Below are 18,571 nucleotides of genomic sequence, written 5' to 3'. Positions count from 1 at the left end.
CCACGGACGTTGGTGACGGCGTGGTGAGGTGACAAGACGAAGACCTCCGAGTGAAGTGCGAACTGCCTAGGAACGCACCAACTCACTTCGGAGGTCTTCGTGTCTCACCGTAATGCCCCTTTGTCCGAAACCGGTCGCCTGCGGCTGGCTCGTTGCGTCGTCGATGATGGCTGGTCTTTGCGTCGGGCTGCCGAACGTTTCCAGGTGTCGGTGTCCACGGCCTCGCGGTGGGCGGGCCGCTATCGCGAGCAGGGTGAGTCGGGGATGGCCGACCGCAGCTCACGCCCACACCACAGCCCCAATCGCACACCTACACGCACTGAGCGGCGCATCATTGGCGTGCGCGTCACCCGGCGGTGGGGGCCAGCCCGTATCGGCTATCTGCTCGGGATTCATCCCTCAACGGTGCATCGGGTGCTGAGCCGCTACCGGATCGCCAAGCTGCGCTGGCTCGACCGCGCGACCGGACGCGTCGTTCGCCGAATGGAGTCCGCAGGCTGCGGCGACCTGGTGCACGTCGATGTCAAGAAACTCGGCAAGATCCCCGCCGGCGGCGGCTGGCGCATGGTGGGCCGTACGAAGGGCAACCGCAACGCCAGGGCCGACAAGAGCAGCGGGGTGACCAACAAGTACGGCAACCCGGTCCGCGGTTACCACTTCATCCACACCGCCATCGACGCGCATTCGCGGCTGGCCTACTCCGAATTACTCGCCGACGAGGGCAAGGACACCGCCGCCGGCTTCTGGCGGCGTGCCAACGCGTGGTTCACCGATTGCGGCATCACCGTTCGAAAGGTGTTGACCGACAACGGGAACTGTTATCGATCGCACGTCTTCCGCGATGCCCTCGGCGATATCGAGCATCGTCGCACTCGGCCCTACCGGCCGCAGACCAACGGCAAGGTGGAGCGCTTCCATCGCACTCTGGCCGACGAGTGGGCCTATGCGCGGCTCTACACCAGCGACGCGCAACGCTGCGACGAATACCCGCGCTGGTTGCACACCTATAATCACCACCGCGGCCACACAGCACTCGGCGGTCAAGCACCAGCCAGCCGCGTACCTAACCTCTCAGGTCAGTACAGCTAGCTCGATCGGCATCGCCGCCCACAGGCGCGGGGTAGCGTCGCGCTGACGGCGAAAGGGTGAACCCAGGCCATGCCAGACGAGTTGGACGCCAACACCCGCTTGGCGGTGGAACGCACCAGGCTCGCCCACGAGCGCACGTTGATGGCGTGGGTACGGACCTCGCTGGCGTTGATTGCCTTCGGCTTCACCATCTATCAGATATTTCGATATCTGGCGGGCTCGCAGCGGCTGCGCGAACCGCTGATCAGTCCGACGGTGTTCGGCGTCATCACGATCCTGATCGGATTGGTTGCGCTCGTGCTGGCGTGGGTCCAGCACCGTCAGGACATGGCTGCGTTGCGGGAGACCTTCGGGCCGACGCCGTGGTCGATAGCCAGTGTGGTCGCGGCCATGGTCGCCGGGTTGGGCGTCGTTGCGCTTCTGGGCGTGGTACTGCGGGTGTAGCGATCGGTGCTTCGGTGACGCTCACCACCGGCGCACGGCCTCGGCGGCGGCGTTCTGCAGTTCGGCGGCCCGTCCGCGGGCAGTGATCAGCTCTTCGTCGCAACGGATTTCGAGGTAGCACTTGAGTTTCGGTTCGGTTCCTGACGGACGCACCACCACCCGCACGGTCGCGGTGTCGTCGCCTCCGGTGAACACCAGCGCGTCGGTGCGGGGTTGCAGGTCGGTGACGGTGAGGTCGAACCCCACCAGTGCCGCCGGCGGTTGATTGCGCAGTCGGGTCATGATCTCGGCCGCCTGCTGCGGGGAGGTGACGCGGCGGGTGACGGCGGCGGTCGTGTGCACGCCGTGCCGCCGGGCCAGGGCATCAAGCGCGTCGAGCACCGACAGTCCCTGCGCCCGCAGCGCGGCCACCATGTCGCAGGCCAGCACGGCGGCGCTGATGCCGTCCTTGTCCCGCACCGCTTCCGGGTCGACACAGTGCCCGATCGCCTCTTCGTAGGCGTAGCGCAACGTGCCGGGAACGTCGTCGTCGGCGCGGGCCAGCCATTTGAACCCGGTCAGTGTCTCGACGTGACGCGCGCCGTACGAGGCGGCGATTGCGGCCAGCATGCGCGAGGACACCACCGTGCTCGCCACCACCGCCGACGCGGGGTCATTACACCGGGACAACACGTAATCACCCAGAAGCCATCCGGTTTCGTCACCCGACAGCATCCGCCAACCAGCTGTCGACGGGACCCCGATCGCGCAGCGGTCGGCGTCGGGGTCCAGCGCTATCGCCACCTCCGCGTCGACGTTGGCGGCCAGGGCCAGCAGCGCGTCGACGGCTCCCGGCTCCTCGGGATTCGGAAACGCCACGGTGGGGAAATCCGGGTCCGGCGCGAACTGGCCGGTCACCACGTGGACGTCGGCGATCCCGGCCAATGCCAGCGCATCCAACGCGAACTCGCCGCCGACGCCGTGCATCGGGGTCAGGGCCACCCGCACCGAACCTGCGCCGCGGCGGACCGTGGCGGCCCGTTCGGCATAAGCGCTCAGCAGATCTGCACCGGACTCCTCGACGGGGGTCCGCGGTATCTGGTCGGCGGGCGGCGCCGACGCGATCGCCTGCTCGATGTCCCGGTCGGTGGGAGAGACGATCTGCAGTCCGCCTTCGAGGTAGACCTTGTACCCGTTGTCGGTGGGCGGGTTGTGCGAGGCGGTGATCTGCACCCCGGCCACCGCGCCGCTGCGGCGCACCGCGAACGCCACCACCGGGGTGGGCACCGGGCCGGGCAGCAGCGTCACAGAGAAGCCCTGAGCGGCAAACACTTCAGCGGCAGCGCGGCCGAACTCGGCGGAGCGGTGGCGGGCGTCGTAGCCGACGACGACGTGCCCGCCGCCCAGTCCCCGCTCGGCCAGCACCGCGGTCACGCCCCGGGTGGTGCGCAGCACGACGGCCAGGTTCATCCCGTTCGGTCCGGCGCGCAGCGGCCCGCGCAGCCCGGCGGTGCCGAACGTCAGGCTGTGCGCGAAGCGCTCGCGCAGTTCCTCGGCGCTGCAGGCCGCGAGTTCGGCCGTGGAGCCGGGGTCGGGGTCGTGGGCGAGCCACTCCTGCACGGTCGGCGGCCAGGACGTCATGGGTTCACCCCACCACGAATCGGGCGCGGTAGGCGACATCGAGTGTCGCCTAACGCGCCGAATCCGCCGAGTCGGCGAGCTTGCGCAGGATCGGCGCCACCAGCATCAGCAGGTCGAACTCCAGCGGCGACAGCGTCTCCTGCATGCGCCGGTGCAGCCAGTCGTCGCGTTCGGCGCGGTCGGCGGCCAGCAGTGCCTCGCCGTCAGGGGTGAGTTCGACGAGCTGGCGGCGCCGGTCGGAGGCGTCGGGGCGGCGCCCGATCAGCTGGCGCGTCTCCAGTTCGTTCAGCGAGTCGGTCAGCGACTGGACCCGGACGTGCATGCGGGCGCCGAGCTCGGCGGGGGTCGTGACCCCTGCTCGGCTGATCTCGCCGAGTAGCTGCATCTGACTCAGGGTCAGGCCGTTGTCGGGGCGGTGCCGGCGCATCTGGCGGGTGACCGCCATCATCGACTCCCGCAGTTCGGTGGCCGCGGGACGGGCAGCGTCAGCAACGACCGCGTCCTCAGTCATTACCAAGTTATACCTTGGTAATTCTGCGGTGTCACCGCTGATAGTCGGCGCGTTGTGATCATGAATCGCCAAGAGCATACTTGTCATCACGATGAGGTGGACGCGGGAATTGCTCAGATGGGCGGTGCTCCTGGCGGTGACCGCCGGGGTGACCGTTCCGCTGACGATCGTGGGGGTGCCCTCGGCGGCGCTGTTCGCCGCACTGGTGGTGGGCATCGTGCTGGCGCTGCTGTCGTGGGGGCCTGCCAGGGTGCCGCGATCGCTGGGGCTGGCCGCGCAGGGCACCCTGGGCGTCTACATCGGCACGATGGTGCAGGACGACGCGCTGGCCGCGCTCGGCGACGACTGGGCGATGGTGCTGGGCATCGGGGTCTCGACGCTGGTTCTCAGCGTCGCCGCCGGCGCGCTGCTCGGCGTGCGCCGCGACGTCACCCCGCTGACCGGATCCCTGTCGCTGGTGGCCGGCGGCGCTTCCGGACTGGTCGCGATCGCCCGCGAACTCGGCGGTGACGATCGCGTGGTCGCGGTGCTGCAGTACCTGCGGGTGGGGTTGATCACCGCGTCGATGCCGGTGGTCGTCACGCTGATCTACCACGCCGACCGGTCCCGGCCGCCCACCGTCGACCCCGGGCAGGGTCCGACCGCGCCGTGGTACCTCAGCGTGGGCATGCTCGTCGCGCTGGTGCTGGTGGGCTCCACGGTCGGGCGGCTCATCCGACTGCCCGGAGCCGGCCTGCTCGGCCCGCTCGCGCTGACGGTCGCCCTGGAGGTCAGCGGCCTGTCCCACGGGCTGTCGGTGCCGGTGGTGCTGGTTCAGGCCGGCTACGCGCTCATCGGCTGGCAGGCCGGCCTGGCGTTCACCCGGGAGTCGCTGCGCGCGGTCGGCCGGCTCCTCCCGGCCGCGGTGGCGCTGATCGTCCTGCTCGGTGTCGCGACCGCCGGGCTGGGCGTGCTGCTGAGCCGGGTGGCCGGCCTCACGTTGCTCGAGGGGTACCTCGCGACCAGCCCCGGAGGGGTGTACGCGGTGCTGGCCACCGCGGTGGAGACCGGATCCAACGTCACGTTCATCATCGCCGCCCAGGTGGTGCGCATTCTGCTGATGCTGTTCGCGGCCCCGCTGCTGGCCCGTGCGGTGGTGTGGGCCGGGGCCCGGTTCGGCCGTCAGAGCCGGGCGATCACCGACGCCAGCAAGGACCCCATCCGCGTCGCCGACTGACGGCCCGCGGCCAGCACCTCGTCGTGGCTGAGCGGCTGTCCGGTCATGCCGGCGGCCAGGTTGGTCACCAGCGACACCGCCAGCACGTCGGCGCCGGCTTCGCGCGCGGCGATGGTCTCGTGCACCGTCGACATCCCCACCAGGTCCGCGCCGAGCGTGCGCAGCATGCGGATCTCGGCGGGCGTCTCGTACTGCGGGCCGAACAACCCCGCGTACACCCCCTCGGCCAGCGTCGGGTCGATCTCGCGGGCCAGTGCCCGCAGCCCCGGCGAGTACGCGTCGACCAGGTCGACGAACCGCGCCCCGACCAGGGGGGAGCGCGATGTGAGGTTCAGGTGGTCGCTGATCAGTACCGGCTGCCCGACGGCGTAGTCCGCACGCAACCCGCCCGCGGCGTTGGTGAGCACCACGGTCCGGACGCCGGCCGCCGCCGCGGTACGCACCGGATGCACGACGTGGCGCAGGTCATGGCCCTCGTAGGCGTGGATGCGCCCGAGCAGCACCAACACCCGGTGCGGCCCGATGCGCAGCGAGAGCACCTGCCCGCCGTGGCCCTCGGCACTGGGCGGGGTGAAGCCGGGCAGCTCGGCCATCGGCACCGCCGAGGTGGGGTCCCCCAAGCGGGCCGCCGCGGGCGCCCACCCCGAGCCGAGCACCACAGCCACGTCGTGGGCGTCGACTCCGGTGCGTTCGGCGACCGCGCCGGCAGCCCGGCGGGCCAAGTCGTACGGGTCGGCGGCCTGTGACACGTCCCGCAGCCTAACCGGCGGGCTTCGACCCGGTCGGCCACCGCCGAACGCAGTGAGATACTGCCTGCATGCCTACCGCCGCCGCGTCGACATGTGTCGAGGACGTCGTGGCCCGGCGGCGCGGCGACCTGATCGAGCTGTCGCACGACATCCACGCCGAGCCCGAGTTGGCGTTCGCGGAGCACCGCAGCTGCGCCAAGACCCAGGCGCTGGCCGCCGAGCGCGGGTTCGACGTCTCCACGCCCGTGGGGGGTCTGGACACCGCGTTCCGCGCCGTCTACGGCAGCGGGTCGCTGGTGGTCGGGGTGTGCGCGGAGTACGACGCGCTGCCCGGCATCGGCCACGCGTGTGGGCACAACATCATCGCCGCGTCCGCGGTCGGCACCGCGCTGGCTCTGGCCGAGGTCGCCGACGACCTCGACCTGACCGTGGTGCTGCTGGGCACCCCGGCCGAGGAGGCCGGCGGCGGGAAAGTGCTGATGCTCGAGGCGGGGCTGTTCGACGACATCGCCGCCACGGTGATGCTGCATCCCGGCCCGCTGGACATCGCCGCGGCCCGATCGCTGGCGCTGTCCCAGGTGGCGGTCAGCTATGTGGGCCGCGAGTCGCACACCGCGGTCGCCCCGCACCTGGGCATCAACGCCGCGGACGCGGTGACGGTGTCGCAGGTCGCGATCGGCCTGCTGCGCCAACAGCTGGCGCCTGGGCAGATGGTGCACGGCATCGTCACCGACGGCGGGCAGGCCAGCAACGTCATCCCGGCGCACGCCGAGATGCAGTACACGATGCGCGCCGACGACGCTGCCAGCCTGGCCGCGCTGGAAGCCCGGATGGCCGACTGCTTCCTGGCCGGCGCGGTGGGCACCGGCTGCGACTACGACATCGCCGCGACCGAGCCGCCGTACCTGGAGCTCACCCCCGACGGCTGGCTTGCCGACACGTTCCGCGCCGAGATGCAGCGGGTGGGGCGCAGCCCGGTGGGACGCGAGCTGGAGGTGGCGCTTCCACTGGGCAGCACCGACATGGGTAACGTCACTCAGGTCATGCCCGGCATCCATCCGATAGTCGGCATCGACGCCAACGGGGCCTCGGTGCACCAGCCGGGGTTCACCGCGGCGGCCGTCGGCCCGAGCGCCGACAAGGCCGTGGTGGAGGGTTCGATCATGCTGGCGCGCACCGTGGTGGCGCTGGCCGAGAACAGCGCGGAGCGTGAGCGCGTGCTGGAGCTGCAGAGGAGGCGGACGTCATGAGCGCGTTGCAGCACGCCGCCGCGCGCTGGCTGTCCGCCCACTACGACGACCTGGTCGGGTGGCGCCGCCATCTGCACCAGCACCCCGAGCTGGGCCGCCAGGAGTTCGCCACCACGCAGTTCGTGGCGGCGCAGCTGGCCGATGCGGGCCTGAACCCCAAGGTGCTGCCCGGCGGCACAGGTCTGCTGTGCGACTTCGGGCCCGACGACGGGCCGCGGGTGGCGTTGCGGGCGGACATGGACGCGCTGCCGCTCGACGAACGCACCGGTGCGCCCTATGCGTCGCTGGTGCCGGGGGTCGCCCACGCCTGCGGGCACGACGCGCACACCGCCGTGCTGCTGGGGGCGGCGATGGCGCTGGCTTCGGCGCCCGAGCTGCCGGTGGGCGTCCGGCTGATCTTCCAGGCGGCCGAGGAGTTGATGCCCGGCGGCGCGATCGACGCGATCGCCGCGGGAGCGTTGACCGGGGTGTCACGGATCTTCGCGCTGCACTGCGATCCGCATCTCGCGGTCGGCCGCGTCGCGGTCAAGGCCGGTCCGATCACGTCGGCCGCCGATCACATCGAGGTGACCCTGCGCTCCCCGGGTGGGCACACCTCGCGCCCGCATCTGACGTCGGATCTGGTCTACGGGCTGGGCACGTTGATCACCGGTGTGCCCGGGGTGTTGTCACGGCGCATCGATCCGCGGCACTCCACGGTGATGGTGTGGGGCGCGGTCAACGCCGGGGTGGCCGCCAACGCGATTCCCCAGATCGGCACGCTGGCAGGGACCTTGCGCACCGCCAGCCGCGAGACCTGGCTGACGCTGGAAGATATTGTGCGCGAGACGATTTCGTCGCTGCTCGCGCCGCTGGGCATCGAACACATGCTGCAGTACAAGCGCGGCGTGCCGCCGGTGGTCAACGAAGAGGGGTCCACGCGCATCATCACCCACGCCGTCGAGGCGATCGGCCCCGAGGTACTGGCCGACACACTGCAGTCCGGCGGCGGCGAGGACTTCTCCTGGTACCTGGAGGAGGTGCCCGGCGCCATGGCCCGCCTGGGGACGTGGAGCGGCCACGGCCCGCAGCTGGATCTGCATCAGCCGACGTTCGACCTCGACGAGCGCGCCCTCGGTGTCGGGGTGCGCCTGCTGGTCAACCTGATCGACAACGCCCTGGTCTAGTTCCGCGAACGCGCGTGTCTGCCCGGCGGCGCGCCGGCAATTCCGGCATCCAGCGCGCGGTCACACCACCTCCCCGAGCAGTCCGGTGGCCACGTCGAAGACGAATCCGCGCAGCGAATGGTGCAGCGTCACGAACGGGCTGGCCTCGATCCGGCGCAGCGACTGCCGCACGTCCTGCTCGAGATCACCGAACGACTCCGCCGACCACGCAGGCTTGATGCCGACCTCCTCCTGGATCGCGCGCTTGAAGTCGTCGTCGGTGAACGTCAGCATGCCGCAGTCGGTGTGATGGATGAGGATGATCTCGCGGGTACCTAGCAGCCGCTGGCTGATCGCCAGCGAGCGGATCTCGTCATCGGTGATGACCCCGCCGGCGTTGCGGATGACATGGGCCTCACCGTCTTTCAGCCCAAGGATGCGGTAGACGTCCATCCGCGCATCCATGCAGGCCACCACTGCCACGTGCCGGCTCGGCGGCAGCGGCAACGGGCCCTCGAAGCCCTCGGCGTAGGCACGGTTGTTCGCCAGGTACTCGTCGGTCACGGACATGGGCGTCTCCTCGAGATGTCGGCCAGGACGTGGGGCTCGACGATGATAGGGCGGGCTACGAGTCCGTCGCGCCCAAATCGCGCGGCGGGGCGTCGGAGGACGGGCGGGCCGTCACCGGCGCTGCCGCGATCAGCCGTCGTTCGTCGTCGCGGTGGCGGCGATGCTGCGAAAACGAGTACGCCACCGCAGCGGCCCAGATCACCGAGATCGCGGCATAGAACACGGCGCGGATGCCGTCGGGTGCGTCGATCCAGTCGCTGCGCAGCAGCGTGCGGGTGTTGGTCAGCACGATCAACCCGCCCACCGCGGCGCCCAGCACACGAGGCGGAAGGTGGCGCACCAGCCACGCCGCGACGGGTGCGGCGATCACCCCGCCGATGAGCAGCGCCGCGACCCACGCGTAGTTCACCCCCGCCGAACCGATGCCGAGGATGAACCCGATACTCGCGGCCACCGCGACGAGGAACTCGCTGGTGTCGATCGAGCCGATCGTCTTGCGCGGTTCCAGGCGTCCGCTGGCCAGGATGGCGGGAGTGCCGACCGGGCCCCACCCGCCGCCACCGGTGGCGTCGACGAAACCGGCGACCAGGCCGAGTGGCCCGAGAAAGCGCTTGCGCAGGGGAGTTCCGAGACGGCTCGTGGGTAAGCCCAGCGCGGTGAACCGGGCCAGTACGTACACCCCGAGCGACAGCAGCACGATGGCCATCAGCGGCGCGGCGACCTCGGTCGACAGGTTCGACAGGAATGTCGCGCCGAGGAACGCGCCGACGGCCCCCGGGACACCGATCTTGGCCACCACCGCCCAGTCGACGTTGCCGAACTTCCAGTGCGCGGCACCGGACATCAGCGTGGTGCCGATCTCCGCCAGATGCACCGTCGCCGACGCTGCCGCCGGGTTGGTGCCGATGGCCAGCAGCAAGGTCGTCGACGTGACGCCGTAGGCCATGCCGAGGCTGCCGTCGACGAGTTGGGCGCCCAGGCCCACGAGCGCGAGGAGAAGCAGTTGCCTCATCAGAATCCTGTTCTTGTGCCGACGGTTTCCGCTGCGGTGTCCGTCTCGGTGGGCACAGGGTCCACGGCCGGACGGCAGAAGTCAGCATTTGAAATCGCGGTGAGCGAATTGTCCACGTGCGCACGATGACCCCGAACCTGCTAGATTCCTCGTCATGTTCGTCCCCGGATCACCGTCGGCCGCCCTCGGCCGCGAGTGTTGTCGTCGCGCATCGCGCCGCGACTGACCCGACCGGACGTTTCGGTATCCCCCTGAGTCGGCGCGGCATCGGCCACCGCCCCCCGACTCCTGAGGATCCTCATGCTTTCCACCACCACCGTCATCACCGCCCCCGCCGCACCGCTGGTGGTGGCGCCGAGGCTGGGCGTCGCCGACACCGCCGCAGCCTCGGTGCTGGCGGTGGTCCGTCGCCGCGGTCCCGTCACCCGGGACGTGATCGTGAAGGTGACGTCGCTGAGCGTCGCGACGGTCAACCGGCAGGTCGGCAGTCTCATCGACGCCGGATTGCTGCAGGAGCGCCCCGACCTCGCGGCGAGCGGCGCCGTCGGGCGGCCCCGGATCCCGGTCGAGCTCAACCACCGGCCGTTCCTGACGCTGGGCCTGCACATCGGTGCCCGGAGCACCAGCATCGTGGCGACCGACATCCGGGGCCACACCCTCGACGCCATCGAAACGCCAACGCCGCAAAGCGATCCCGCGACAGCGCTGCCCGCCCTGGCGGACGCGGCGCAGCGCTACCTGCAGCGTTGGCGCAAGCGCCAGGTGCTCTGGATCGGTGTCGCCGTCGGCGGAACGGTGGACAGTGCCTCGGGTTCGGTCACCCATCCGCGGCTGGGCTGGCGAGCGGCTCCGGTCGGCACCGTCATCGCCGAGCGTCTGGGTGTGCGGGTGTCGGTGGCCTCGCACGTCGACGCGATGGCCGCCGCCGAGCTCGTCCTCGGGCTGCCGAGACGAGACGAGCCGGCCGCGACGACGCTGTACGTCTACGCCCGGGAGACAGTGGGTTTCGCGCTGACGATCGGGGGTAAGGTGCACACCCCGGCGCGCGGGCCGGGCAGCATCGCAGGGCTGCCGGTGCAGCGCGACCTCACTGGCCGACCCGCAACACTGGAAGCCGCCGTCAGCGACGACGCCGTGCTGCGGGCGGCCCGGGCGGCGGGGCTCGTGCCGGGCGCGACCACCGTGGCAGCGCTGACGCGGGCGGCGCGCGCCGGGGACACGGGCGCGGCGGCGTTGCTGACCGACCGGGCCCGCATCCTGGGGGAGTCCGTCGCGCTGCTGGCCGATCTGCTCAACCCTGACAGCGTCGTCGTCGGCGGGCAGGCCTTCACGTGCTATCCCGAGGGCATGACCGAGGTGCAGGACACCTTTACGCGCCGGTCGAGCGTCTCGGGCGGCCGGGTCCGCGCCACCGTGTTCGGCGACAGGGTTCAGGAAGCCGGCGCGGGCGTGGTGTCCCTCAGTGCGCTCTACGCCGATCCGGTCTCGGCGATGCGGCGGGCTCGGGCCATGGCGGCGGGCGGACGGGGACGCTTCGACACCTGATGACGCTGGTGCGCAGCATGATTCGTCAGGGGTGACGATGGAGCCCGTAGGGCACCGCGGCGAGCAGTGTCACCGAGATCGACGACCCGCCGGGCGTGCGGTAGACGCGTTGCTCGCCGGGCCGGGCGCCTGCGATCGCCGCGCCGAGCGGCGAACGCAGCGAATAGACCTCCATGCCGTTGTGCTCGGTTCCCCGCACGCCGAGCAGGAACGTTTCGGTGTCGCCCGCCTCGTCGTAGCGCACCGTCAGGACCATGCCGGGCTCGGCGACCCCGTCGTCGGGTGGGTCTTCGCCGACGACCGCATACACGAGCAGGTCGTGGATCTGCTGTATCCGTACCTGCCGCACACGCTGGATCGCGGCGAGGTTCTCGTCGCCGCCCGCGCTGCCGTCGACATCGCGCGCGAGCATGGCGCGCAGTTCGGTCAGCTCGTCGTGCAGACGTTGGTGTGCCGACTCGGAGATCCATACTCGGGTTGGGGTGCTCATAGCCGTTCTCCTGCTGGTTCGTGGATGTGCCTGGGCGCGGGTGGGGGTCGTCGTCAGGGGCGGGATGCTCGCCGCCCCTGACGACACGCTGGGCCTGGACGGGGCCCGTGGAACGGTGTTCGCGCTATCGCCGGGGATCGAAGGGGCGCAGCGCGGCGGGTTGCTTACCGGTCGTGATCTGTTCTGCCAGAAGCCGGCCCGTGACGGGTCCGTGCGCCAGTCCCCACATGCCATGGCCGCCGGCCACATAGATGCCGCGCGACACCTCGCCGATCAGGGCCCGGCCGTCGGGCGTCACCGGGCGTGGCCCGACCCAGATGTCGCTGCGTTCCTCCCACCGCACACCGTCGAGCAGCGGTCCGGCGGAGTCGAGGATCGCACCGATTCGCCGGGGCGCCAGAGGTTCGTCGGGTCCCCGTAACTCCATGGTGCCGGCGACCCGCATCGCGCCCTGGTAGGGGGTGCAGGCGACGCGGATGTCGGGCAGGTAGATCGGGCAGGGCATGGCCCGCTCCACGGGGACGGTGAACGAGTAACCACGTCCCGCGCGCACCGGGACGCGGACCTGGGGGCTGATCAATTCGGGTAACCAGGCGCCGGTGGCGACGACGACGGCGTCGGCGGTCATGGGCTCGGCCGCCAGCGGACGCACCTCGACGCCTGTGCGTGACGTGCCCACCCGGCCGATGTCGAGTCGCCGGATTTCGGCGCCGCGGTCCTGCACCGAACAAGCCAGGGCGTCGACGAAACGGCCCGGGTCGACGAAACGTTGACCGCTGATGCTGATTCCGGCGGTGATGGCCGGCGACACCAGCGGCGCCTGTGTCCGAAGGTCCTCCCCGGACAGGGTCGTCGCCGTCACCGGTTGACCCTCGTTCTGCATCAGGCGCAGTTCGTGCATCAAGTGTTGTGCTTGGTGCCGGCTTCGGAACACCGCGGTGATCGGCGCATCGGTGGTGGGTGCGTCGACCCCGTTGGCGGTGAGGACGTCATAGGCTTCGAGGCACTCCTCGTTGAGCGGAACGTTGGCCTTCACCGCACGGCGCCAGGACGACCACCGGCAGTTGGCCGCGAATCTCACCAGGAACGCTGCCAGTGCGGGATCGGCGCGCAGGGGAATGTGCAGGGCCGATTTCGGGTCGCGGAGAGCGGTGAACGCGTACCGCAGCACCGACGGCTGGTTGAGCGGGATCGTCAGCGCGGGGGACACCCATCCGGCGTTGCCCCAGGAGGCTCCCGCCGCGACCCCGGAACGGTCGACGACAGTGACGTCGACTCCGCGTTCCTGCAGGAACCACGCCGTGGACAGTCCGACGATCCCCGCTCCGATGACGATCGCGGAGCGCGGTCCACCGTCGAATCGTTCGCCGCCGACCATCGCGCACCTCCCCACTGACTTGTCGTTGACACCCAGCATGGGTGCCTGGCGTCCGTGGGGCTTGCGTGTTCCCGACAATCGTGAGGGGCTCGATTGTCGGGCTCCGACAGCTCAATGCTCGTTGGTCGCCGCCGGCTCCTGCTCGTCGGTCGCCGCCAGCTCGATCATCGTGGCCAGACGCCACTGGGGGTCTGTCAGATCGAGAGCGGCGACATCGGCCATCTTCCGCAGCCGGTAGCGCACGGTGTTCTCGTGGACACCGAGCAGCGCACCCGCGTCGGCGAGGTCGCCCATCGCCGCCAGCCACGCCTGCAGGGTGGCCACGTAGCGCGTGTTGGTCTCGGCGTCGTGGCGACGCAGCTCGGCCACCGGTCCGCGGTTGGGGGTGCGGCCCGACCGGGCGGCGATGCGCAGCCGCTGCAGCAGGATGTCCTGCCAGGATTCGTCGTACGCAGGTGCGGGACCGCGCGAGGCCCGGAGTTCGTGCAGTGCCAGGCACTCGTCGGCTTCCGGCCGGGCTGCGCTCAGCTCGGTGGACGAGGCGACGCCGCTGATTCCCGCCGACACCACTGCGCCGTCGATCAGCGCGGCTCGTAACCCGTTGACCCACCGGCGTGCAGCGTCGGCATCCTCGGCGGGCAACACGGTGTAGACAGCGTTGCCGGACAGTGCGCTGCGGCCTGGCCGTGACCAACCGAAGCCGGAGGTCGCACGGTCGAACAGCATCAACAAGGCGGCATCGCGATCGGCATCCAGCTGCGCGTGCACGGCGATCACCCGCAACCCTTCGGCCGGCAATCCGAGCCGGCTGGCCGCCGTGGCGGCGTCGGCGGAGCCTTCGAGCAATCGGATGACCAGGTCGGATTCGACCTGGCGTTCCAAGTCGGCGCTGGCGCGGGAGCGCAGGAGGTGAAGTGCGACGGTCTTGGCGCCGTCGGCCAGCGCAGCGCGCCGGGTCTCGTCCAGCGGCGTCGGCGTCGCCACCCACACCGATCCGAGCAGCCGACGTCCGGCTCGGGCAGCAACGACCATCCGCCCGGACAGGCCGTGGTCGGGCGCGGCGGACACGTACAGGGGTTCGTCGGAGTCGGCCAGATGCGCGAAGACGCCGCGTTGTTCGAGCAGCGCGCGCACCTGCTTCGGGGCTTGCCGACCCATGATGGTCTCGACGCGGGCCTGGTCGGCGTGGGTGTGCTGTCGCGAATACGCCAGCACCCGCGACAGCCGGTCTTCGATGGTCACCGCTGCCCCGACCGCGTCGGCGAGGCTGTCGGCCAGCGCGAACAGATCGGTCGGGCCGCGGCCGGACTCGGTCTCTCGCCCTTCGAGGACCAATCCGTAGACGACTGCCGCCAGCTCGCTCCAGGCCACCGCGGGGTCGACGGTCAACACCGCCACCGCGACGTCGGGGTCGACGACCGTGGCGTCCTGATCCGGTTGTCGCACCAGCACCGCCGAGGACTGCGCCAGTGCTGCCCAGCGCACGGCCTGCTCGACCGAGTCCGCGCCGACGGCCAGGAGTACATCACCGGTGACCACGACGCGTTCCGCCGTCGATTCGTGCAGCGCGACGCTGCTCAGTTGGGTGTCGCGGGGGAGGGAACAGGGCCTCAGTCGCACTCCGCTGCCGCCCAGCACATTCACCAGACGATCCAGCGTCACCATCGGCCACTCCTCACTCTGCGAAGGCCATCAGCCTAGGAACCGCGGCGGGCGATCCCTCGCGAAGTGCTGAACGGGCTCGTCGGGCGCTACTGCGCCGGCACGCACACCTCGAGGAACCGCTTGGTGAAGTCGAGCAGGATCTTCTGCAGTTCGGCGTCCTCGAGGTCGGCGATCATCGGGTCGTTGACACAACCGTGAACCCCGGCGCTGAGCATCGAGATCGCCACCCGCGACGCGGTGTCGGGGGCGGGGCCGAGCAACACGTCGGCGAGCCGTTCCCCGATGCGGCGGTACTCGTCGTTGGTCTCCAGCAGGTGGTGCACGGTGGGATCGCCGTAGAACACGCTGGAGACCCGGCGGTGCCGGATGATCAGCTCGACCATGCCGCTCATCGACACGCTGCGCCGGGCCTCGGCGGTGGGCAGCGTCTCGGTGATCCGCAGCAGGTGCTCGATGTCGTCGTACACCGGTTTGACGACGGCGAGTGCGATGTCGTCCTTGGAGTGGAACTGGTAGTAGACCGCGGCCTTGGTCACCCCGAGCCGGTCGGCGATCATCTGCAGCGACGTGCCGCTGACGCCGTGGGCGGCGAACAGGTCCAGGGCGGCGTCGAGCACCCGCTCGCGCGCGAAGCCGCGCGTCGCCACCGGTTTGGCCACCGTGCCTCCTCGATCGACGTCGGGACGCCGAACTGTATCCCCGCTCACATCGCGGAAGGATCCCGGCTCAGGTCACTAGTTAACCTAACGGCTTGTTTCAAGTTAGCCGCTTGGATAGGGTAAACCTGCTGATCGGGCATCGCGCACTGATTGCCCGGCGGGGCAGCGCATCTCAAGGCGCCCGTCACGATCACCTCGGTTCGGAAGGAGTTTGGTGGCTCCGAGCACTGCGCTGACCGAAGCCCCTTCCGGTCACGAGCGGCCCCACTTCTACCGCATCGCACGCGCCATCCGGCTCGCCTCGCTGCCGATCATCCTGATCTGGATCGCCGTCGCGGCATTCCTGAACATCTCGGTGCCACAGCTCGAAGAGGTCGGCAAGCAGCGCTCGGTGTCGATGAGTCCCGACGAGGCGCCCGCCGTCATCTCGATGCAGCGCATCGGCGAGGTGTTCGAGGAATACGAGTCCAACAGCTCGGTGATGATCGTGCTGGAGGGCGACCAGCCTCTCGGTGACGACACCCGGGCGTACTACGCCGACCTGATCGACCGGCTCGAGGCCGACACCCGGCACGTCGAGCACATCCAGGACCTGTGGAGTGACCCGCTCACCGCGTCGGGCGCCCAGAGCGCCGACGGGCGGGCCACCTATTTCCAGGTCTATCTCGCCGGTAACCAGGGTGAGGCGCTGGCCAACGAGTCGGTGGCCGCCGTCCAGGACATCGTCGCCGAAAGCCAGCCACCCGACGGCGTCGCCGCCTACGTCACCGGTGCGTCCGCGTTGGCCGCCGAACAGGAGAACGCGGGCCACGAGAGCATGCGCACGGTCGAGGCGCTGACGTTCCTCGTCATCACGATCATGCTGGTGCTGTTCTTCCGTTCGATCGTCACCACGCTGCTGATCCTGGTCATGGTCGGGCTGAGCCTGCTGACCGTCCGAGGCGCGGTGGCCTTCCTGGGTTTCCACGAGATCATCGGACTGTCCACGTTCGCGACGAGCCTGCTGGTCACCCTCGCGATCGCGATCGCGGTGGACTACGCGATCTTCCTCATCGGCCGATACCAGGAGGCCCGGGGCCGAGGAGCGAGCCCCGAGGATGCGTATTACACGATGTTCGGCGGGACGGCGCACGTCATCGTCGGCTCCGGCCTGACCATCGCCGGCGCGACGTTCTGCCTGAGCTTCACCCGGTTGCCGTACTTCCAGACGCTGGGCGTGCCGCTGGCGCTGGGCATGCTGGTGCTGATCTGCGTGGCGATGACGTTCGGCCCGTCGGTGGTCACGGTGGCCAGCCGCTTCGGCCTGCTCGACCCCAAGCGCGACATGCGGGTGCGCGGGTGGCGCAAGGTCGGCGCGGCCACCGTGCGCTGGCCCGGTGCCATCCTGGTGGCCAGCATCGCGGTGTCGCTGATCGGGCTGCTGGCCCTGCCCGGCTACCAAACCAGCTACAACGACCGCAACTATCTGCCGGCCGACATCGAGTCCAACGTCGGGTATGCCGCGGCCGAGCGGCACTTCTCGCCGGCGCGCCTCAACCCCGAGGTGTTGATGGTCGAGTCGGACCAGGATCTGCGTAACCCGGCCGACTTCATCGTCATCGACAAGATCGCCAAGGCGATCTTCGGGGTGGAGGGCATCGGCCGGGTGCAGACCATCACCCGGCCTGACGGAACCCCGATCGACGGCACCACGATTCCGTACATCATGAGCCGGCAGGGCAACACGCAGAAGCTCAACGAGAAGTACATGCTCGACCGGATGGACGACATGTCCGTTCAGGCGGCGGCGCTGCAGAACACCATCGACACGATGGGACGGATGCAGGCGCTGATGACGCAGATGTCCGATGTGACCCAGAACATGGTGGCCAAGACCAAGACCATGGCTGACGACATCACCCAGTTGCGCGACCACATCGCCGATCTGGACGACTTCCTGCGGCCGATCCGCAACTACTTCTACTGGGAACCGCACTGCTACGACATCCCGGTGTGCTGGTCGATCCGGTCGGTGTTCGACCTGATCGACGGCACCAACCTGTTGACCGACAACGTCCAGGAGCTGGTGCCCGAGATCGAGAAGCTCGCGTCGCTGATGCCGCAGCTGATCGAGCTGATGCCCTCGCAGATCGAGTCGATGGAATCGCAGCGCGACATGATGCTGACGATGCAGCAGACCCAGGGCGGACAGCAGGAGCAGCAGGCCGCGATGGGCGACGACGCGACGGCGATGGGCGACGCGTTCAACGACGCGATGAACGACGACACGTTCTATCTGCCGCCGGAGGCGTTCGACAACGCCGACTTTCAGCGCGGCATCGAGCAGTTCATCTCGCCCAACGGGCACGCGGTGCGCTTCATCATCGCCCACGAGGGTGATCCGTTGTCGCCGGACGGCATCGACAAGATCGACGCGATCGAGACGGCGGCCAAGGAGGCGATCAAAGGCACCCCGCTGGAGGGTTCGAGGATCTATCTCGGTGGCACGGCGGCCACCTTCAAGGACATGGCCGACGGCACCCGCTACGACCTTCTGATCGCCGGAATCGCCGCCATCGGACTGATTTTCGTGATCATGCTGCTGCTCACCCGCGCCGTCGTGGCGGCCGCGGTGATCGTCGGGACGGTGGTGCTGTCCCTGGGTGCGTCCTTCGGGCTGTCGGTGCTCGTGTGGCAGCACCTGGTGGGCATCGAGTTGCACTGGATGGTGTTGCCGATGGCCGTCATCATCCTGCTGGCGGTCGGTGCGGACTACAACCTGCTGGTGGTGTCGCGGCTCAAAGAAGAGGTGCATGCCGGGTTGCACACCGGGCTGATCCGCACCATGGGTGGTAGCGGGTCGGTGGTCACCGCCGCGGGCATGGTGTTCGCGCTGACGATGATGACGATGGCGGTCAGCGACCTGACGATCATCGGTCAGGTGGGCACCACGATCGGCATGGGATTGATCTTCGACACGCTGGTCATCCGGTCGTTCATGACGCCGTCGATCGCGGCGCTGCTGGGCCGCTGGTTCTGGTGGCCGCAGCAGGTGCGCACTCGCCCCCGCCCGGTCCCGTGGCCCAAGGTCTCTCCGTCGTCGGGTCTGCACACCGACACGCCGTGATCTCTGGCATTCAGCGCGCGCTCGCGCCCCGCCAGCCATCCCCCATTGCCACCAGATCTCCGGCGCTGACGCGCTGAGCATCGCAACCCGCACGGGTGGCGTTCGAGCATGGCCCCGTGGCC

General features: G+C 69.7%; 16 protein-coding genes. 7 read left to right on the top strand and 9 right to left on the bottom strand.

Annotated features, from left to right (window positions below):
• Nucleotides 1–99: 99 nt before the first annotated feature.
• Both ACEWX3_RS21820 and ACEWX3_RS21815 read left to right on the top strand, forming a co-directional pair.
• A complete protein-coding gene (locus ACEWX3_RS21820) occupies nucleotides 100–1,089 on the top strand; it encodes an IS481 family transposase (RefSeq protein ID WP_099961896.1) in 990 nt (329 codons plus the stop codon).
• A gap of 69 nt (nucleotides 1,090–1,158) precedes the next feature.
• Nucleotides 1,159–1,533, top strand: a complete 375-nt coding sequence (locus ACEWX3_RS21815; protein ID WP_207067796.1) for a DUF202 domain-containing protein — start codon at nucleotides 1,159–1,161, stop codon at nucleotides 1,531–1,533.
• Nucleotides 1,534–1,554: 21 nt separating this feature from the next.
• Here ACEWX3_RS21815 and ACEWX3_RS21810 read toward each other — a convergent pair whose 3' ends face one another.
• The gene (locus tag ACEWX3_RS21810; RefSeq protein ID WP_374157679.1) at nucleotides 1,555–3,153 is read right to left on the bottom strand and encodes a phospho-sugar mutase; all 1,599 of its coding nucleotides are present in this window, start codon (nucleotides 3,151–3,153) and stop codon (nucleotides 1,555–1,557) included.
• A 49-nt stretch (nucleotides 3,154–3,202) separates the two neighbouring features.
• Nucleotides 3,203–3,664 carry a MarR family winged helix-turn-helix transcriptional regulator gene (locus ACEWX3_RS21805; protein ID WP_283613428.1) on the bottom strand — a complete coding sequence of 154 codons (462 nt, stop codon included), beginning with the start codon at nucleotides 3,662–3,664 and terminating at the stop codon, nucleotides 3,203–3,205.
• A 91-nt stretch (nucleotides 3,665–3,755) separates the two neighbouring features.
• Between ACEWX3_RS21805 and ACEWX3_RS21800 the strand changes: the two genes are divergently transcribed.
• On the top strand, nucleotides 3,756–4,880 hold the full coding sequence (locus tag ACEWX3_RS21800; RefSeq protein WP_374157678.1) for an AbrB family transcriptional regulator: 1,125 nt from the start codon (nucleotides 3,756–3,758) through the stop codon (nucleotides 4,878–4,880).
• On the opposite strand, the gene ACEWX3_RS21795 is transcribed toward ACEWX3_RS21800, so the two are convergent.
• Nucleotides 4,826–5,629, bottom strand: a complete 804-nt coding sequence (locus ACEWX3_RS21795; RefSeq protein WP_374157677.1) for a purine-nucleoside phosphorylase — start codon at nucleotides 5,627–5,629, stop codon at nucleotides 4,826–4,828. The genes ACEWX3_RS21800 and ACEWX3_RS21795 overlap by 55 nt on opposite strands.
• 68 nt (nucleotides 5,630–5,697) lie before the next feature.
• Here ACEWX3_RS21795 and ACEWX3_RS21790 point away from each other — a divergent pair, with 68 nt between their 5' ends.
• Nucleotides 5,698–6,879, top strand: coding sequence for a M20 family metallopeptidase (locus ACEWX3_RS21790; RefSeq protein WP_374157676.1), 1,182 nt, complete (start codon nucleotides 5,698–5,700; stop codon nucleotides 6,877–6,879).
• Nucleotides 6,876–8,045, top strand: coding sequence for an amidohydrolase (locus ACEWX3_RS21785; RefSeq protein WP_207067790.1), 1,170 nt, complete (start codon nucleotides 6,876–6,878; stop codon nucleotides 8,043–8,045). Before ACEWX3_RS21790 ends, ACEWX3_RS21785 begins: the two co-directional genes overlap by 4 nt.
• Before the next feature lie 60 nt (nucleotides 8,046–8,105).
• Here ACEWX3_RS21785 and ACEWX3_RS21780 read toward each other — a convergent pair whose 3' ends face one another.
• Entirely contained in the window at nucleotides 8,106–8,594 is a 489-nt protein-coding gene (locus tag ACEWX3_RS21780; RefSeq protein ID WP_374157675.1) for a beta-class carbonic anhydrase, read from the bottom strand.
• A gap of 55 nt (nucleotides 8,595–8,649) precedes the next feature.
• Nucleotides 8,650–9,606: a sulfite exporter TauE/SafE family protein gene (locus tag ACEWX3_RS21775; protein WP_374157674.1), complete on the bottom strand. Its 957-nt coding sequence runs from the start codon at nucleotides 9,604–9,606 to the stop codon at nucleotides 8,650–8,652.
• Between the two features lie 300 nt (nucleotides 9,607–9,906).
• Here ACEWX3_RS21775 and ACEWX3_RS21770 point away from each other — a divergent pair, with 300 nt between their 5' ends.
• Nucleotides 9,907–11,151, top strand: coding sequence for an ROK family protein (locus ACEWX3_RS21770; RefSeq protein WP_374157673.1), 1,245 nt, complete (start codon nucleotides 9,907–9,909; stop codon nucleotides 11,149–11,151).
• 25 nt (nucleotides 11,152–11,176) lie between these two features.
• Here the strand turns inward: ACEWX3_RS21770 and ACEWX3_RS21765 are convergent, their stop codons facing one another.
• The 4 genes from ACEWX3_RS21765 to ACEWX3_RS21750 all read right to left on the bottom strand — a co-directional run bounded on the left by ACEWX3_RS21765 (nucleotide 11,177) and on the right by ACEWX3_RS21750 (nucleotide 15,343).
• The gene (locus ACEWX3_RS21765; protein ID WP_207067786.1) at nucleotides 11,177–11,641 is read right to left on the bottom strand and encodes a GreA/GreB family elongation factor; all 465 of its coding nucleotides are present in this window, start codon (nucleotides 11,639–11,641) and stop codon (nucleotides 11,177–11,179) included.
• A gap of 124 nt (nucleotides 11,642–11,765) precedes the next feature.
• Nucleotides 11,766–13,019: an NAD(P)/FAD-dependent oxidoreductase gene (locus ACEWX3_RS21760; RefSeq protein ID WP_374157672.1), complete on the bottom strand. Its 1,254-nt coding sequence runs from the start codon at nucleotides 13,017–13,019 to the stop codon at nucleotides 11,766–11,768.
• 111 nt (nucleotides 13,020–13,130) lie between these two features.
• Entirely contained in the window at nucleotides 13,131–14,684 is a 1,554-nt protein-coding gene (locus ACEWX3_RS21755; RefSeq protein ID WP_374157671.1) for a PucR family transcriptional regulator, read from the bottom strand.
• Between the two features lie 86 nt (nucleotides 14,685–14,770).
• Nucleotides 14,771–15,343 carry a TetR/AcrR family transcriptional regulator gene (locus ACEWX3_RS21750; protein ID WP_207067783.1) on the bottom strand — a complete coding sequence of 191 codons (573 nt, stop codon included), beginning with the start codon at nucleotides 15,341–15,343 and terminating at the stop codon, nucleotides 14,771–14,773.
• A 211-nt stretch (nucleotides 15,344–15,554) separates the two neighbouring features.
• Here ACEWX3_RS21750 and ACEWX3_RS21745 point away from each other — a divergent pair, with 211 nt between their 5' ends.
• Nucleotides 15,555–18,449 (top strand): RND family transporter, encoded by a 2,895-nt coding sequence (locus tag ACEWX3_RS21745; RefSeq protein ID WP_374157670.1) that lies wholly within the window; start codon nucleotides 15,555–15,557, stop codon nucleotides 18,447–18,449.
• Nucleotides 18,450–18,571 lie beyond the last annotated feature (122 nt).

The organism is Mycobacterium sp. G7A2 (assembly GCF_041902445.1).
Taxonomy (GTDB): domain Bacteria; phylum Actinomycetota; class Actinomycetes; order Mycobacteriales; family Mycobacteriaceae; genus Mycobacterium.
Note: the sequence above shows the minus strand (reverse complement) of the source record. Positions and strands in the feature narration are given on the sequence as shown.

Coding starts and splice junctions, on each gene's coding strand:
- ACEWX3_RS21815 (WP_207067796.1), top strand. CDS start 1,159: ATGCCAGACGAGTTGGACGCCAACACCCGCTTGGCGGTGGAACGCACC.
- ACEWX3_RS21810 (WP_374157679.1), bottom strand. CDS start 3,153: ATGACGTCCTGGCCGCCGACCGTGCAGGAGTGGCTCGCCCACGACCCC.
- ACEWX3_RS21805 (WP_283613428.1), bottom strand. CDS start 3,664: ATGACTGAGGACGCGGTCGTTGCTGACGCTGCCCGTCCCGCGGCCACC.
- ACEWX3_RS21800 (WP_374157678.1), top strand. CDS start 3,756: ATGAGGTGGACGCGGGAATTGCTCAGATGGGCGGTGCTCCTGGCGGTG.
- ACEWX3_RS21790 (WP_374157676.1), top strand. CDS start 5,698: ATGCCTACCGCCGCCGCGTCGACATGTGTCGAGGACGTCGTGGCCCGG.
- ACEWX3_RS21785 (WP_207067790.1), top strand. CDS start 6,876: ATGAGCGCGTTGCAGCACGCCGCCGCGCGCTGGCTGTCCGCCCACTAC.
- ACEWX3_RS21780 (WP_374157675.1), bottom strand. CDS start 8,594: ATGTCCGTGACCGACGAGTACCTGGCGAACAACCGTGCCTACGCCGAG.
- ACEWX3_RS21775 (WP_374157674.1), bottom strand. CDS start 9,606: ATGAGGCAACTGCTTCTCCTCGCGCTCGTGGGCCTGGGCGCCCAACTC.
- ACEWX3_RS21770 (WP_374157673.1), top strand. CDS start 9,907: ATGCTTTCCACCACCACCGTCATCACCGCCCCCGCCGCACCGCTGGTG.
- ACEWX3_RS21765 (WP_207067786.1), bottom strand. CDS start 11,641: ATGAGCACCCCAACCCGAGTATGGATCTCCGAGTCGGCACACCAACGT.
- ACEWX3_RS21760 (WP_374157672.1), bottom strand. CDS start 13,019: ATGGTCGGCGGCGAACGATTCGACGGTGGACCGCGCTCCGCGATCGTC.
- ACEWX3_RS21755 (WP_374157671.1), bottom strand. CDS start 14,684: ATGGTGACGCTGGATCGTCTGGTGAATGTGCTGGGCGGCAGCGGAGTG.